This is a genomic window from Pseudoroseomonas cervicalis (assembly GCF_030818485.1).
GTDB lineage: Bacteria > Pseudomonadota > Alphaproteobacteria > Acetobacterales > Acetobacteraceae > Pseudoroseomonas > Pseudoroseomonas cervicalis_A.
Window position 1 is genome coordinate 180,934 of record NZ_JAUTAJ010000003.1, and the last position, 13,556, is coordinate 194,489.

The 13,556-nt window shown below is 71.6% G+C and carries 12 protein-coding genes; 5 read left to right on the forward strand and 7 right to left on the reverse strand.

From position 1 onward, the window contains the following. Positions 1–154: 154 nt before the first annotated feature. The 3 genes from rpoD to QE401_RS03555 all read right to left on the reverse strand — a co-directional run bounded on the left by rpoD (position 155) and on the right by QE401_RS03555 (position 2,908). Positions 155–1,996 carry an RNA polymerase sigma factor RpoD gene (gene rpoD, locus QE401_RS03545; protein ID WP_307136887.1) on the reverse strand — a complete coding sequence of 614 codons (1,842 nt, stop codon included), beginning with the start codon at positions 1,994–1,996 and terminating at the stop codon, positions 155–157. A gap of 328 nt (positions 1,997–2,324) precedes the next feature. Then, positions 2,325–2,615 (reverse strand): type II toxin-antitoxin system RelE/ParE family toxin, encoded by a 291-nt coding sequence (locus QE401_RS03550; protein WP_307136888.1) that lies wholly within the window; start codon positions 2,613–2,615, stop codon positions 2,325–2,327. Between the two features lie 11 nt (positions 2,616–2,626). Next, positions 2,627–2,908, reverse strand: a complete 282-nt coding sequence (locus QE401_RS03555) for a CopG family ribbon-helix-helix protein (protein ID WP_307136889.1) — start codon at positions 2,906–2,908, stop codon at positions 2,627–2,629. A gap of 420 nt (positions 2,909–3,328) precedes the next feature. Between QE401_RS03555 and QE401_RS03560 the strand changes: the two genes are divergently transcribed. Beyond that, positions 3,329–4,363, forward strand: a complete 1,035-nt coding sequence (locus QE401_RS03560; RefSeq protein ID WP_307136890.1) for a replication protein RepA — start codon at positions 3,329–3,331, stop codon at positions 4,361–4,363. A gap of 173 nt (positions 4,364–4,536) precedes the next feature. On the opposite strand, the gene QE401_RS03565 is transcribed toward QE401_RS03560, so the two are convergent. Together QE401_RS03565 and QE401_RS03570 are read right to left on the reverse strand one after the other, a co-directional pair. Then, the gene (locus tag QE401_RS03565) at positions 4,537–5,631 is read right to left on the reverse strand and encodes a ParB/RepB/Spo0J family partition protein (RefSeq protein WP_307136891.1); all 1,095 of its coding nucleotides are present in this window, start codon (positions 5,629–5,631) and stop codon (positions 4,537–4,539) included. Then, complete coding sequence (locus QE401_RS03570) at positions 5,628–6,785, reverse strand: AAA family ATPase (protein WP_307136893.1); 1,158 nt, start codon at positions 6,783–6,785, stop codon at positions 5,628–5,630. Before QE401_RS03570 ends, QE401_RS03565 begins: the two co-directional genes overlap by 4 nt. A gap of 265 nt (positions 6,786–7,050) precedes the next feature. On the opposite strand from QE401_RS03570, the gene QE401_RS03575 reads away from it, so the two are divergent. From QE401_RS03575 to QE401_RS03585, 3 genes are read left to right on the forward strand one after another with little or no spacing between them, the layout of a single operon-like run. After that, positions 7,051–7,773: a DUF7168 domain-containing protein gene (locus tag QE401_RS03575; RefSeq protein WP_307136894.1), complete on the forward strand. Its 723-nt coding sequence runs from the start codon at positions 7,051–7,053 to the stop codon at positions 7,771–7,773. Further along, positions 7,770–8,213 (forward strand): SprT family zinc-dependent metalloprotease, encoded by a 444-nt coding sequence (locus QE401_RS03580; protein ID WP_307136895.1) that lies wholly within the window; start codon positions 7,770–7,772, stop codon positions 8,211–8,213. Before QE401_RS03575 ends, QE401_RS03580 begins: the two co-directional genes overlap by 4 nt. After that, positions 8,210–10,114: an ATP-dependent helicase gene (locus QE401_RS03585; protein WP_307136896.1), complete on the forward strand. Its 1,905-nt coding sequence runs from the start codon at positions 8,210–8,212 to the stop codon at positions 10,112–10,114. Before QE401_RS03580 ends, QE401_RS03585 begins: the two co-directional genes overlap by 4 nt. Positions 10,115–10,241: 127 nt before the next feature. On the opposite strand, the gene QE401_RS03590 is transcribed toward QE401_RS03585, so the two are convergent. Then, positions 10,242–12,662, reverse strand: coding sequence for a recombinase (locus QE401_RS03590; RefSeq protein ID WP_307136897.1), 2,421 nt, complete (start codon positions 12,660–12,662; stop codon positions 10,242–10,244). Positions 12,663–12,772: 110 nt separating this feature from the next. Then, on the reverse strand, positions 12,773–12,904 hold the full coding sequence (locus QE401_RS03595) for a hypothetical protein (RefSeq protein WP_307136898.1): 132 nt from the start codon (positions 12,902–12,904) through the stop codon (positions 12,773–12,775). 141 nt (positions 12,905–13,045) lie between these two features. Between QE401_RS03595 and QE401_RS03600 the strand changes: the two genes are divergently transcribed. After that, complete coding sequence (locus tag QE401_RS03600; RefSeq protein WP_307136899.1) at positions 13,046–13,534, forward strand: Lrp/AsnC family transcriptional regulator; 489 nt, start codon at positions 13,046–13,048, stop codon at positions 13,532–13,534. Positions 13,535–13,556 lie beyond the last annotated feature (22 nt).

The following is a 13,556-nucleotide window of genomic DNA, read 5'->3' on the forward strand; positions in this document are numbered from 1 at the left end:
TGGAACCCCGCCGGGGTGGCACGGCCACCCCGGACCCCGCGATCTGTTGGCGGGGTCCGGGGGGACCCTGTCCCCCCGGCGGAGGGGCCTGGGGAGGCGGAGCCTCCCCTGATGTCTTTCCGTTCTGCCTGGGGAGGCGGAGCCTCCCCAGCCTTCAGGCCAGGAAGCTGCGCAGCGACTTGCCGCGCTTCGACACCTGCAGCTTCTTCAGCGCCTTCGCCTCGATCTGGCGGATGCGCTCACGCGTCACGTTGAAGGTCTTGCCGACCTCCTCCAGCGTGTGGTCGTTCTCGCCGCCAATGCCGAAGCGCATGCGCAGGATGCGCTCCTCGCGCGGCGTCAGGTCGGAGAGGATGCGCATCGTCGCGTCGCGCATCGCCGAGCGCGAGGCGGCGTCGAACGGCATCACCGCGTTCTCGTCCTCGATGAAGTCGCCGAGGCGGCCATCATCATCCTCGCCGATCGGGTTCTCCAGGCTGACCGGCTCGCGCGCCAGGCGCTGCACGGCGCGCACCTTGTCGACCGACATGCCGAGCTCGCCCGCCAGCTCCTCCGGCGTCGGCTCGCGCCCCGCCTTCTGGGCGAAGCGGCGGCTCATGCGCGCGACCTTGCCCACCGTCTCCGTCATATGGACGGGCACGCGGATGGTGCGCGCCTGGTCGGCCAGCGAGCGGGTGATCGCCTGCCGCACCCACCAGGTGGCATAGGTCGCGAACTTGAAGCCGCGGCGCCAGTCGAACTTGTCGACCGCGCGCATCAGGCCGATGTTGCCCTCCTGGATCAGGTCGCCGAACATCAGCCCGCGATTGCGGTAGCGCTTGGCGATGTGCACGACGAGGCGGAGATTGGCCCGCGTCAGCTCCTCCTTCGCCTTGCGCATGTCGCGCTCGCCACGGCCGACCTCGGCGCAGACGCGGCGCAGCTCGGCCGCCGGCAGCCCGCTCGACTGCTCCAGCATGACGATGGCGGCGCGGATCTGCGGCAGGGTGTCGCGCAGGTCGCGCACCGCCTGGGCGTGGCGCGCGGCGCTGCTGCGCACCTTCTGCGCGGCCTCGATCAGCGCCTGCACGGCGGCGTCGCTGCCATCCCACAGGCGCAGCACCACCTCATGCTCGACGCGGGCGGCGACGGCCAGGCGCAGCGCCTTGCCGTCCAGCGCCAGCAGCCGGCGCTGGATGTCACGCACCTCGCCCACCAGCATGTCGAGACGCGCCGGGCGCAGGCGCAGCGCGCCGAACAGCCCGACCATCTCCAGCCGGCGGGCCTGCGCCGCCTCGCTGCGGGCGGGAAGCGCGCGCAGCGCCGCATGCGCCTCGATCGCGGCGCCGAAGGCGGCCAGCACCTCGGGCTTCATCTTCTCGTCCAGCGTGGCGTGCGGGACGACCTCGCCCTCCTCGGGCTCCTCCGTCTCGGCGCCGGCGGCGGCCGGGGCGGCGGCATCGGCGGCCATCGCCTCCAGCTCGACCACGTCGCGCAGCGGCATCTGCCCCTGCTCCAGCGCGGCCTTCCAGGCGGCGATATGCGTGAAGGTCACCGGGCTCTCGCACAGCCCGGCCAGCATGGCGTCACGCCCGGCCTCGATGCGCTGCGCGAGGGCGATCTCCTCCTCGCGGGAGAGCAGGTCGGTGCCGCTCATCTCACGCAGGAACATGCGCACCGGGTCGTCGGAACGGGCCAGGCTGGCCTCGTTCACATTGCCGCCTTCGGAGCCCTCCTCGCCTTCCGCCTCGGCCTCGCCGCGCGTCTCCGCATCCTCCTCGGAGGCCTCCTCGGCTTCCTCGGTCTCCTCGTTGCGCACGTCGAGCGTTTCGGGGCTCTCGAACTCGTCGCCGTAATCGGCGCGCCAGTTGCGGCCGGGGGTCAGGCCGGGGGGCCGCTCCGCCTCGGGGGCTTCACGCGCCAGAATGTCCCCAAACGCCGCCGTCCGCGCCTTGAGCGGCGCGCCGCCCTCGGTCTCGCCCTGATCCGCCGCGCCGTAGGTAAACATTCCGTCCATCGAATTCACCTGCTTTTCGTGCTTGGAGACCCCCGGAGGGGTCCCAACAACAATTCCAACGCTTCCGCCCATGGCGGACCAAACCCAATTGCCCCGGCGCCTGGCCGGGACGGGCCGCAGCCCGGCGTCACGCCAAGGGAGCGTGCCGGGACGGCAGAAACGAGATCGGGGTCGGGCGCCACATCCAGGGTGGCTGCGCCCTTATTTAGGAAGGTTGACCGGCTCCCAACACCCCTGCGCGATCAACAGGCCCTTTTCGGCCCTGCGCGCGGGGTCGCGTCTTTAGCATGGTCTTCAGAAACAGGGTGAAAAAAGCGCCGCTCTGCCCTCACGCCCGCGCTTCCCTTCCATGCCAGACGCGAATGACGACGGCCCTGTCCTGCTCGTCCAGCCGGTAGCGCAGCACATAGGCGCCGCTGGCGAAGGGTATGGTCAGCTCGCGCCGCCCCGTGCCATCGGCCATCGGCCGGCCGAGACCGGTGTTCAGCGCCAGCAGCTCCGCCGCCTCGGCGATGCTGCCGGCGGCGCGCCGGGCGGCGGCCGGGTTCTTGTCGAGCAGGAAGTGTAGCAGGCGGTCGAGATCCTCGACCGCCTCCGGCAACCAGAGCAGCCCGGCCATGCGGGGCGCGCCTAGCCCTTCCCCGCCACAGGCGGCGGCGCCGCCTCACCCCGCGCGAAGCCCTCCAGCCAGTGCCGCAGCTCGGCCTGGGGCACGGCGGCGCCCTCCAGCCGGTAGCGCTCCCAGCGGGCCAGATCCTCGCTCTTCTCCTGCTCGTAGCGCTCCTCGCGCTCCAGATATTCCAGCACGGCCTTCTTCATCAGCCAGTGCGGCGAGCGGTCGCGCAGCTGGCCGAGCGCCTGCAGGCGCTGGCGCGTCTCCTCATCCAGCTTCAGGGCGAGGCTGCCTGACATGGTTCGGCTCCGGTGGGATCGGGTATTACCTATCTATACCTCGTCCCTCGCCGCGACAAGACTCGGCGCGCCGCTGTGAACCCTGCCAGCCCGGGCTCGGCGCGCCGGGCGCGATTCGGCGCGGGGCTGTGATCCTTGCCAGCCCTGGCCCGGCCCGGCGCCGGACCGTGCAAGTGAACCTTGCAAGCCCGTGCGGCGGGCCGGCTGTGAACCCTGCCAGCAGCGCCGATTCGCCGGTTTCACTTTCAGAAACAGCAGCCTACGGGCTTATCCACGCGAACCCTGCCAGCGCATAGACAATGACAATCTCGCTTTCTGCTGAAGGATTGCCCTGGGCTGGCAAGGTTCGCAGGCCAGGAGGCGGCACGCTGGCAAGGTTCGCATCGACGACCCCCACCCGGCCGTTGCAGTTTGCCGTCCATGGTGCAGCGGACCCCGAATCCCGAACCCCGAGACGAACAGGGCGACCTGTTCGGCGCTGGTGCCAGCGTGCACCAGCTGGTCGAGGCCCGCGGCGCCAAGGGGGCCGTGAAGGCCGCCCAGATCGCCGTGCTGGAGCCGAAGCCGCCCAGCCTGTCGCGGGCGCTGGCCGGCCGCATGGGACGGCAGATCGCCGACACCGCCTCGACCGCCATCGTGCGCGAATTCGAGGGCAGCAGCGAGATCGGCTATTCCTACTCCGCCTGGTGCCTGGCCGGCCTGCCGCATCGCGACCAGCCCAAGGACCAGAACTGGCTGATCGAGACCGATTTCGCCCGGCTGCTGGTCCGCCCCGGGGTGCGACTGCGCGACGACAACAGCCAGGAATATATCGGTGTTCCCTTCGGCTCCTATGCCCGCCTGCTGCTGATCGACTGGCAGACCGAGGCGCTGGAGCGCGGCTCGCGCGAGATCCATATGGGCCGCTCGGCCAGCGCCGTGGTGGCGCGGCTCGGCATCAACCGCGGTGGCCCAAGCAACGCCAAGGTGGCCGAGCAGCTGGAGCGCCTGGCCAGCTGCGCCGTCGATTTCAGCTTCGGCAGCGACAAGAAGGGCGTCATCGTCAACCAGCGCCTGGTCGAGGCCTTCAGCTATGTGGGCGAGCCCGACCCGCGCTCGACCCGCACCAACCGGCTGGTGGAGCGCGTCATGCTCTCCCAGGCCTTCTTCGACGAGCTGCGCCGCCACCCCGTGCTGGTCGACCGCGCCGCGGTGCGCGACCTGACCACCTCGCCGCTGGCCATCGACATCTATCTCTGGCTCGCCTACCGGCTGCATTCCCTGCCCAAGGAGACGCCGATCGGCTGGGATCGCCTCTGGCGGCAATTCGGGTCCAAGGTCGGCGCGCTGAAGAACTTCAAGACCCAGTTCGAAGGCCCGCTGCACCTGGCGCTCTCGGCCTACAAGAACGCCAAGGTCCGCGTCACCGATCGCGGCCTTCTGCTGGAGCCCTCCCCTCCCCCCATCCGCCCTTGATTCTTTCGGGCTGCCGCCGCCGGGTGGTGAGGCGGGACGCTGTACTGGCAGCGCCCGCCTTTTTTCTTGTCCGGATCCTGGGGCGATGCATGGTGGCGGGGGCGGCTTGCCGGGCCAGAATGTGAACCTTGCAAGCCCCCGCCATCCGGCCGGATGGCAAGGTTCACACCGCTTCAGTGGGCCTTGGCGCGGCGCAGCAGCTCGGGCAGCGCCTCGACCATCTGCTGCACCGCCTCGTCGCTCAGCGAGGTGGCGAAGCGGAACACCCACTGCCCGCCATTGCGTGTGAGGGTTCCCAGCCGCTGCCCCTCATGCACGATGTGCCGCCGCTCCGGCGCCGTGGCCGGGCCGGCGCTGGGCCGCGCCTCGCGCCCCTCGGCGGCGCGCATCAGCAGCGCGATCTGCTCCTCGGGCTCGGCCTCCCCGGCCCGGCGCTGGCCATCCAGCGCGGCCAGGATGCGCGGCAGCGCGGCCTCGTCGGCTTCCACCGCCTCCATCACCCGGCGGGCCCGCAGCATGGCCAGCCGCCGCGGCTCGCGCAGCCGCTCGATGATCTCGGTCGGGAACCTTGCCAGCCGCAGATAGAGGCTGAAGGTCGAGGGATCGATGCCGAATTGCGCCGCGATGTCGCGCCCCGGCCCCGGCAGCCGCGCCCGCACCTCGGCGAACCAGCGCGCCCGCTCCAGCGCCGAGATATCCTCGCGCCGCTCATTCTCCGAGAACTGCACCCGCAGCATCGCCGCATCGTCCAGCGCCCGGATGCGCGCCAGCACCGCCTGGCCCAGCCGGCGGCAGGCCTCCAGCCGCCGCCGCCCCGCCGCGATCTCGAACCGGCCGCCCTCGCGCCGACGCAGCGTGATGGCGTCGTTCTGGCCGTTGGCGCGGATATCCTCCAGCAGCTCCTCGAACTCGGCGCCGTCGAAGGCGCCGGGCAGCCGGTCGCGCGGCAGCGGGTCGTCGATCAGCCCGGGCTCGACGAACAGGAATTCCTCTGCCGCCTCCCCGGCCCGCTCGGCCGCGCCCTTCGCCTGGGCCAGCAGCCGTTCCAGCCCGGCATTCTGCGTGGTCGCGCTGGCCAGCGCCGCCTCCAGCCGGGCGATGCGTTCGCGCAACCCCTCCGCCGCCATGCCGAGCGCTGCGGCCGGCCGATGCTGCGCCGGCTTCGGCGCCTCGGCCGGGGCGGGCGCGGCGGGTTGCAGCGCGGCTTCGGCGGTGCGGTCGCGCACCGCCTGGGCCAGGGCGCCGAAGCGCGATCCGGGCGATTTCATGCTCCCCTCCCCCAATGCCGCGAGAGCTCGGCCTCGATCGCCCGGTTCACCGCATTGGCGCTGGCGATGATTCGGTTATAGGCGGCGCGGTCGGTGCTGGGCTCATATTCGTACAGCGTCTCCTTGCCGAAGCCCGCCGTGCCCATGATGCGCGAATGCAGGAAGGGCTCGGGCAGCACGCGCTCGCCGAAGCGTTCGCGCAGCAGCGCCAGCAGCGCCTCCTGGCTGCGGTCGGTCGGGTCATAGGCGGTGACCAGGATGCGCGCGAAGGCGAAATCCAGCCCATGCCCGAAGGCCGCGCGATACTCCGCCGTGTAGCCTGCCAGATGCGCGAAGAATTCGGCGGTGGAGGCAAGGTCGGTCATGGTGGCCCGCGTCGGAATGACCAGCCCCGTCGCCGCATGCAGCGCGGCCGTCATCAGCATGTTCACATCGGGCCGGGTGTCGACCACCGCCACGTCGTAGCGCGGCGCGACGGCGGAAAGGAAGGCGGCCAGCTCGTCGAAATAGAGGATTTCCTCGGGTTCGCCGATGGCGGCGCGGCGGGCGAGCGCCTCCTCGGCTTCCGCCAAAGCGGCGCCGGCGGGCAGCAGGTCGATATTCGGCCAGTAGCTGGGCTGGCAGAGGCGCTGCGCCAGATCCGGCGCCGCATCCGGCCCGCGCATCACCCAGGCGGTGAAGCAATTGGCCGCGCCCACCTCCTGTGCCGGGTCCAGGCCGAACTGGGAGGTGCTGCTGGCCTGACTGTCGAGGTCGACCAGCAGCACCCGATAGCCCTGCAGCGCCAGATGCTGGGCGAAATGCACGCTGCTGGTGGTCTTGGCCGAACCGCCCTTGAAATTGGTGAAGACGATGCTGGCCAGCGCCTCGCCCTTCGCCGCGTCGCGTTGCGGCATGCGGCCCAGGCTCTGCCGCGCCGCCTGCAGCTCGGCGAAATCCAGCCGCGCGCGCGGCGCGATGCCGCGCCCCTCCGGCGCCAGCCCGGCCGCCTGCCGCAACTGCCGTGGCGTGACGCCCAGCAGCGCGGCGGCCTCCTGCACCGAGAAGCTGCGCAGCCGCTTGCGCTTTTCGGGTGCGTTCTCCACCTCGATGGCGGTGCGCTGCGCGGCGCGCAGCACCTCGGCGATCTGCCGGAAACTCTCGGCCTGGTCCATCGACTCCTCCCGCGCGCAGGGTTTCTGTCTAGAAGAGCCAGCCCAGGCAGCCAAGCTTGGTGATGACCGGAGGGTCTCCTTTGGGCGCGAGTGTGGCTTGGATGCATCCAATCGGCGGCTTGGCGTGATACGGGCGACAGCTGTGTCGCGGCATTCTTCCGGCATTGGATGCATCCAAGGCGGGCGGCTTGGATGCATCCAACCGTCCCCCGGCTGCCCCGCGGGCCGCCCCATGCTATACCGCGCCGCAGCAGCAGGAGGCAGCATGCAGCAGGCGGAGGAACTGACCAAGGTCAAGGCCCGCATCAAGGCGCTGACCGAAAAGACCGTCTCCAATGGCTGCACCGAGGCCGAGGCCATGGCCGCCGCCGAGATGGTAGGCCGGCTGCTGGAACGCTACGCGCTGAGCATGGAGGAGATCGACATCCGCCGCGCCCGCTGCGTGCAGGTGGAGATCCCGCTGCGCGGCAAGCAGCGCCGCCCGATCGATGGCTGCGTGCCCGCCGTCGCCCGCTTCTGCGACTGCAAGGTCTGGCTCTCCCGCGACGAGGCCGGTGGCCGCTACATCTTCTTCGGCTTCGAGGAAGACACGGCGCTGGCCGCCTACCTCTTCGCCATCATCGAGCGCGGCATGGCGACCGAGCTGCAGCGCTTCCGCGACCAGCAGCCGCTTCTCCGCGCCACCCGGCTGCGCCTGGCCTCCACCTCCTACCAGCAGGGCATGGCCAGCCGTATCGCCGAACGGCTGGAAACCCTGCTGGCGCAGCGGGAGACCGAGCTGGCCAGCCAGCGCAGCACCGGCACCGCCCTGGTCCTGGTGAAGCATCGGGTGGTCGAGGATGCTTTCAAGGAAACCTCCATCCGGCTGGTCGGCGCCCGCCGCGCCCGGCTGCGCGCCAATGGCGCCTATCGCCAGGGCTATGCCGCCGGCGACCGCGTCAACCTGAACCGCCCCCTGCGCGGGGCAGGGCAGGGGGCCATCGAATGAGCCCGCCCGACCGGCAGCGCCAGCGTGTCTATGATTGGGAGGACCGCGTGGTCGCCCCGCTGGCCGGCCCCGCCACCATCGGTTTCGGCGCCGCCCAGGGCATGGTCGATGCCATCTGGGCCGAGCTCGGCCTGCGCTACCCGCCACGCGTCGAGCCGCTGCCGCCCCAGGCGCGCCGCCGCATCGCCGATGCCGACCGGCTGCGCCTGCGCCTGCCGCCAAGCTGCCCCGCCTGGGTGCTGCTGCATGAGCTGGCCCATGCGCTGAGCAGCACGGCCGAGGGCCGCTCCGACGGCCATGGGCCGCTCTTCATGGGCCTCTATCTGCAGCTGCTGACCCGCTATCTCCGCCTGCCGGAGGACACGCTCCTGGCCAGCCTGGCGGAGGCCGGCATCGCCCTGCGGCGCGATGCCCGCCCGCTCTTCCTGGACGCAGCATGAGCGAGCCGCATCTGGACGGGCTGAACCCGGCCCAGCGCGCCGCCGTGCTGGCCGACGCGCCGGTGCTGGTGCTGGCCGGCGCCGGCTCCGGCAAGACCGAGACGCTGACCCGCCGCGTCGCCGACCTCATCCTCCGCCGCGGCGAGGCACCGGACCGGCTGCTCTGCATCACCTTCACCACCAAGGCGGCGGCCGAGATGCGCGCGCGCCTCGCCGCAAGGCTGGGGCCGGATGCCGTGCCGCGCTGGGTCGGCACCTTCCACGCCGTCATGGCGCGGCTGCTGGTGGAGCAGGGCGGCGGCGTGCCCGGCCTGCCGCCCGGCTTCGCCATCCTCTCGGCGGCCGAGGCACGCGCCACGCTGATGCAGCTCTCCGGCACCAGCGACGCCCAGGAAGGCGCCGCACTCGCGGAAATCGTCTCGCTGATGAAGGGCCGCCTGGCCCGCACCCCGCACGGCCCGGCCTTTGCCCGCTTCGAGCCGGCGCTGCTCGCCCAGGCCGCCGCCCTGCTGCCGGACTACCAGCAGGCCCTCGCCGCCCGCGGCGCCGTGGATTTCGACGATCTCATCGCCCTTCCGGTGCGCGCCATGCAGGAGGATCCGGCCCTCGCCGCCCGCTGGGCCTCCCGCTGGTCGGAGATCCTGGTCGACGAATACCAGGACACCAATGTCGCCCAGCACCGCCTGGTGCAGCTCCTGGCCCGGCCGCACGGCCGCGTCTTCGCCGTCGGCGACGACACCCAGTCCATCTATGGCTGGCGCGGGGCGGAGGTGGCGCAGCTGCGCAACTTCAACCGCTTCTACCCCGCCGCGCCGGAGCCGCTGCGGCTCGAGGTCAATTACCGCTCCACCCGCCGCATCCTGCTCGCCGCCAATGCCGTGGCCGCCCAGGACCGCCAGGCGCTGCGCAAGACCCTGCGCCCGGCCGAAGCCCAGGCGCCCGCCGGCCCGCCCATCATCCTCTCCCCCGCCGAGACGGCGGAGGAGGAAGGCCAGGCCGCGGCCGCCCGCATCGCCACCCTGCGCCGCGCCGCCCCGGATCTGCCCTGGTCGGAACACGCCGTGCTGCTGCGCGCCGGCTTCCTGGCCGAGCCCATCCTGGCCGCCCTTCGCCAGGCCGGCATCCCGGCGCGGCAGCTCGGCGAGCGCGAGCCCGACCCGCCGCGAGACATCCTGGCCGCCCAGGCCTGGCTGCGCCTCGGCCTCTCCTTCCGCGACGGCGCCTGGGACGCCACGGCCGACGACGCCTTCCGCCGCGCCTGCGCCTATCCGAAGCGCGGCATCTCCGGCGCCCTCTTCGCCCGGCTGCGCGAGCACGCGGCAGGGCAGGGCAGGGCGCTCGCCGCCGCCGTGCCCGATTTGCCGGCCACGCCCGAGGAACGCGCTCTGCTGGAAGGGGTGGTGCAGACCGCCCAATCCATCGCCGGCGACATGGCGAAGCGCCGGCCGCGCCCCGCCGATGCGCTGCAACTGGCCGCTGCCCGCGCCGGCCTCGCCGCCGGTCTGCGCGAGGCCCCGCCCGCCCTGATCGCCGCCTGGGAAGCCGCCTTCGCCGCCGCCGCGCAGAGCCCAAGCCTGCCCGCCTATCTCGACGCCCTGGCGCTCGGCACCGCCACGGGCGATGGCACGGCGCCCGACGCCGTGCTGCTGATGACCCTGCACCGCGCCAAGGGCCTCGAATTCACCCATGTGCTGATGCCGGGGCTGGAGGAAGGCGTCTTTCCGCACTTCAAGGCCGAGGCCCAGGGCGCGCTGGCCGAGGAAAGGCGCCTTTTCTATGTGGGACTGACCCGGGCCAAGCAGAGCCTCTGGCTCAGCTGGGTGAAGCGGCGGCGGGAATGGAACGCGAGGCCGTCACGCTTCCTGGATGACATCCCGGCGCAGCTCTTTCACGCTGCCTGACACAACAAAGAAAAAGGCCAGGGGAATGAATTCCCCTGGACCCCTTCTTTTTTCTGTCAGGCTGCCGCGGGAACCCGGCATAGCGGGGCGCTCCCCGCCAGCCGACACCGGAGGCTGGCCCTGAAAACTAAATGGGGCAGACGCCGCTGGCGCATTGCAGATGCGCCCAGTCCACCGCCTCCTGCACCGCCTCATCCGCAATGCCCTCGACGATCGCGGCGAAACGGCCGGCCGAGACCTCTTCCTCCGGCAGATACTCATAGCCCAGCTCGGCATCCGGCTTGCTGGGCAGCACGGAGCAGCAGCGCACCTTCGGCTGCTCGGCGGCGACGATGGCGCGGAAGGCCGCCAGATCGTGCCGGTTGGTGTAGACCTTCAGCGTGTAGCTGACCTGGTTGCCGCGCTCGGCGCCGATCCAGTGCCGCTCCAGCAGCCGCAGCCACTGGTATTGCTGCTCCGGGCTCGCCTCCGGCGCCGTCACCAGCTTCTCGCCAAGGCCGAGGCGCGAGGCCAGCGGCACCGTCGGGAAGCCCACAATGGTCATGCCCGGGAAGCTGCGCAGCTCGCGCAGCGGATAGCCGCGCTTCTGGTAATCGGCCAGCAGCGGGTCGGAACCGGTGTGCCACTCGCCGGTCGCGGCATCCCGCGTGCCCTTGAACTGCACCCAGCGCAGATACTGGCGGCGGGCCGGCAGATGGGCGCCCTCGGTCAGGCCGAACAGCTTGCTGGTGGTGCCGGCGGGCTTCACCGTCGTCACCGTCACCGGGCGCGTCATGCCGAGCTGATCGGCATAGACCGCCGCCTCATGCTTGGCGCTCTCGGACAGCCTTCCCAGCATGTCCCAGAACGGGGCGGAGCGCGCCTCGTCCAGCAGATCCTCGAAGCCCAGGCCGAAGCGCATCCAGGCCCATTCATGCAGGCCGGTGGGGCCGATGCCGATGCGGTTGGTGCGCGCCACCTCCTCGGCATAGAGCGCGTCCATCCGGTTGGCGCGGATCAGGAACCGCACGCCAAGGCGCACCGCATCCTCCACCCGCTCATCCCACAGCGCCGCCAGCTCGGGGTCGATCTCGCCGGGCGTCAGCGCCTCCAGCGGCGCGGGGCAGGCCAGCAGCGGCGCGAAATCGGCGATGACGCAATAGCCGCCGGTGACATGCAGCGTGATCTCGCCGCAGGGATTGGTCGTCACCGGGAATCGCGCCGTGGCGGCGCGGCGCGAGCATTCGGCCAGCAGCCCGGCCGCCGCATCCACCTGGTAGCGGGCGCTGCGGAAATCGCGGCCATCCTCATGCACCGGCTTGCTCCAGGCGCTGCCGGTGCGCTGGTCCTCCAGCAGATCGCCATTGATGAAGCCCGGCTCGCCATTGATGTAGGCGCATGCGGTGACTTCCTCGAACACCATGCGGGCATGCGCGGTCAGCGGCTCGGACGCGTCGCCCGACTGCACGCGCTGCCAGAATTCGCGGTCGACCATGACGGAGTGGTTCGCGGTCCACAGCCCGCCCTCCGACTTGGCGCGGATGAAGCGGCGGATCGCCGGGTCGCGCCACGACTTCGTCGCCATGCGCGCGGCGCGGCGGGCGCCGCCCACCTGCACCTCGACCGAGAGGTGATGGTCGACCAGCAGCGCCTGCTCCCAGGGCTGCAGCGCCTCGGCGGCGCGGTCGCGCGCGCGGGCGGGCTGGATCACATGCCGGCGGATGTTCAGCAGCCCGCGCAGCAACGAGATCGGGCCGGAGGAGGGGCGCCCCTGCATGCCGCGGATCGGGCTGCCGGCCGGGCGGATCGCCGAGAGGTCGAGCACCAGCACCCGGTCGCGCGCGCCCTGGAAGGCCATCGCCTCCAGCACCTCGATCGCCTTGGCCCAGCCCTCGCGGCTGTCCTCGACCCGGTGCAGCACGGCATTCGCCGGCAGGTTCTCGAGATCGGCGCGCAGCTCGGTCGCCAGGAAATCATGGATGGCGCGCTCGGAGGCCTCGTCCAGCGCGGTCGCGCCCCAGGGCAGCAGCCCCATCTCGGTGCCGAAACGGCGCAGCGCCTCGGCATCGCGCGGATAGTCGGCATGGCTGGGGGAAAGGTGCAGCACCAGCTCGGGCGCATCGCCCCATTCGACGGGCGTCAGCGCGTCGTCATAGGCGCGGCCGACGCCCGAGCCGTTCAGCAGCAGGTAGAATTCGGCGAAGGAGGCGATCGCCGTGGCGCAATTGGTGAACACCTCCATGTTGCGCCCGGCCTGGCCGGCATCGCCATGCTGAAGGTGCCGGCCCGAGGTCAGCAGCGCGCCGGTCGCGATGGCGTTGCGCAGCCGCGCCTCCTCGCGCGCCAGCTCCGGACTGGCGCCGAGCAGCCCGACATTGCCCGCCGCCACCCGGTCGGCGACGCGGCCGAAATCCTCCTGGTCCTCGGGGCGGAACACGGTGCGGCGGCCGACCGCGACCCCCATGCCGAGGTCCAGCCGGCGCCCCGGCAGGGGTTTCTCGCCGAAGCCTTCCCCAGGCAGGCGGCCGGTCATCGGCGACAGGGGGAAGGGCTGGCGATAGCCGTCCATGGGATAAGCTCCGGCTTGTCTCGAACTGCCGGCGACGCGAATCGCCGCCGGCCCGACACAAGATATGGTATCCCGGCCGCCTGTCACCTACCCAATATGCTGTGCGCCGATCACGATTTGCGAATCCCTCGCGACTCGCTGCGGCGCTTGAAGACCGCCCTGAACTCGGACCGGTTGAGCACCAGAAGCAGGCCCCCGGCCGCCAGCAGGACCAGCAGCGGCAGCCCCACGCTCATCCACATCGGCTTGGCTCCTTCCTCTTGTTGGGGGAGAACCGGGGGCAGGGGGCAGGGTTGCCCGGGCTGGCCGCGCCGGGCGGCGCTGCTACTCTGGCCGTGTTACCGGCGCGGCCGGGTCGGGCCAGGCAGGGCAGGGGAGGGGGCATGGACGAGATCGACCGCAAGATCCTGGCGCTGCTGCAGCAGGATGCGACGCTCTCCGTCGCCCAGCTGGCCGACCGGGTGGGGCTGTCCACCACCCCCTGCTGGAAGCGGGTGCAGAAGCTGGAGGCCGGCGGCGTCATCACCGGCCGCGTCGCCCTGGTCTCGCCCGAGGCGGTCGGGCTCGGCCTGTCCGTCTTCGTCGCCATCGAGGCGGGCGACCACAGCCAGGCCTGGATGGAGCGCTTCGCCCAGGCGGTCGCCGCCATGCCGGAGGTGATGGAGGCCTACCGCATGGCCGGCGAGGTCGACTACATGCTGCGCGTCGCGGTGACCGACATGGCGGCCTATGACCGCTTCTACAAAAGGCTGATCGCCGCGGTGCAGCCGCGCAACGTCACCTCCCGCTTCGCCATGGAGCGGATGAAGCACAGCACCGCCCTGCCGCTGAACAGCCCGGCCTTCCGGGAGCGCGGCGAGGGGCGGGAATAATCTCCCCCATCCCCGGCGCCGC

Bases quoted from the DNA above. Each gene is read 5' to 3' on its own strand.
- rpoD (WP_307136887.1), bottom strand. From the start codon at position 1,996: ATGGACGGAATGTTTACCTACGGCGCGGCGGATCAGGGCGAGACCGAG.
- QE401_RS03550 (WP_307136888.1), bottom strand. From the start codon at position 2,615: ATGGCCGGGCTGCTCTGGTTGCCGGAGGCGGTCGAGGATCTCGACCGC.
- QE401_RS03555 (WP_307136889.1), bottom strand. From the start codon at position 2,908: ATGTCAGGCAGCCTCGCCCTGAAGCTGGATGAGGAGACGCGCCAGCGC.
- QE401_RS03560 (WP_307136890.1), top strand. From the start codon at position 3,329: ATGGTGCAGCGGACCCCGAATCCCGAACCCCGAGACGAACAGGGCGAC.
- QE401_RS03565 (WP_307136891.1), bottom strand. From the start codon at position 5,631: ATGAAATCGCCCGGATCGCGCTTCGGCGCCCTGGCCCAGGCGGTGCGC.
- QE401_RS03570 (WP_307136893.1), bottom strand. From the start codon at position 6,785: ATGGACCAGGCCGAGAGTTTCCGGCAGATCGCCGAGGTGCTGCGCGCC.
- QE401_RS03575 (WP_307136894.1), top strand. From the start codon at position 7,051: ATGCAGCAGGCGGAGGAACTGACCAAGGTCAAGGCCCGCATCAAGGCG.
- QE401_RS03580 (WP_307136895.1), top strand. From the start codon at position 7,770: ATGAGCCCGCCCGACCGGCAGCGCCAGCGTGTCTATGATTGGGAGGAC.
- QE401_RS03585 (WP_307136896.1), top strand. From the start codon at position 8,210: ATGAGCGAGCCGCATCTGGACGGGCTGAACCCGGCCCAGCGCGCCGCC.
- QE401_RS03590 (WP_307136897.1), bottom strand. From the start codon at position 12,662: ATGGACGGCTATCGCCAGCCCTTCCCCCTGTCGCCGATGACCGGCCGC.
- QE401_RS03595 (WP_307136898.1), bottom strand. From the start codon at position 12,904: ATGTGGATGAGCGTGGGGCTGCCGCTGCTGGTCCTGCTGGCGGCCGGG.
- QE401_RS03600 (WP_307136899.1), top strand. From the start codon at position 13,046: ATGGACGAGATCGACCGCAAGATCCTGGCGCTGCTGCAGCAGGATGCG.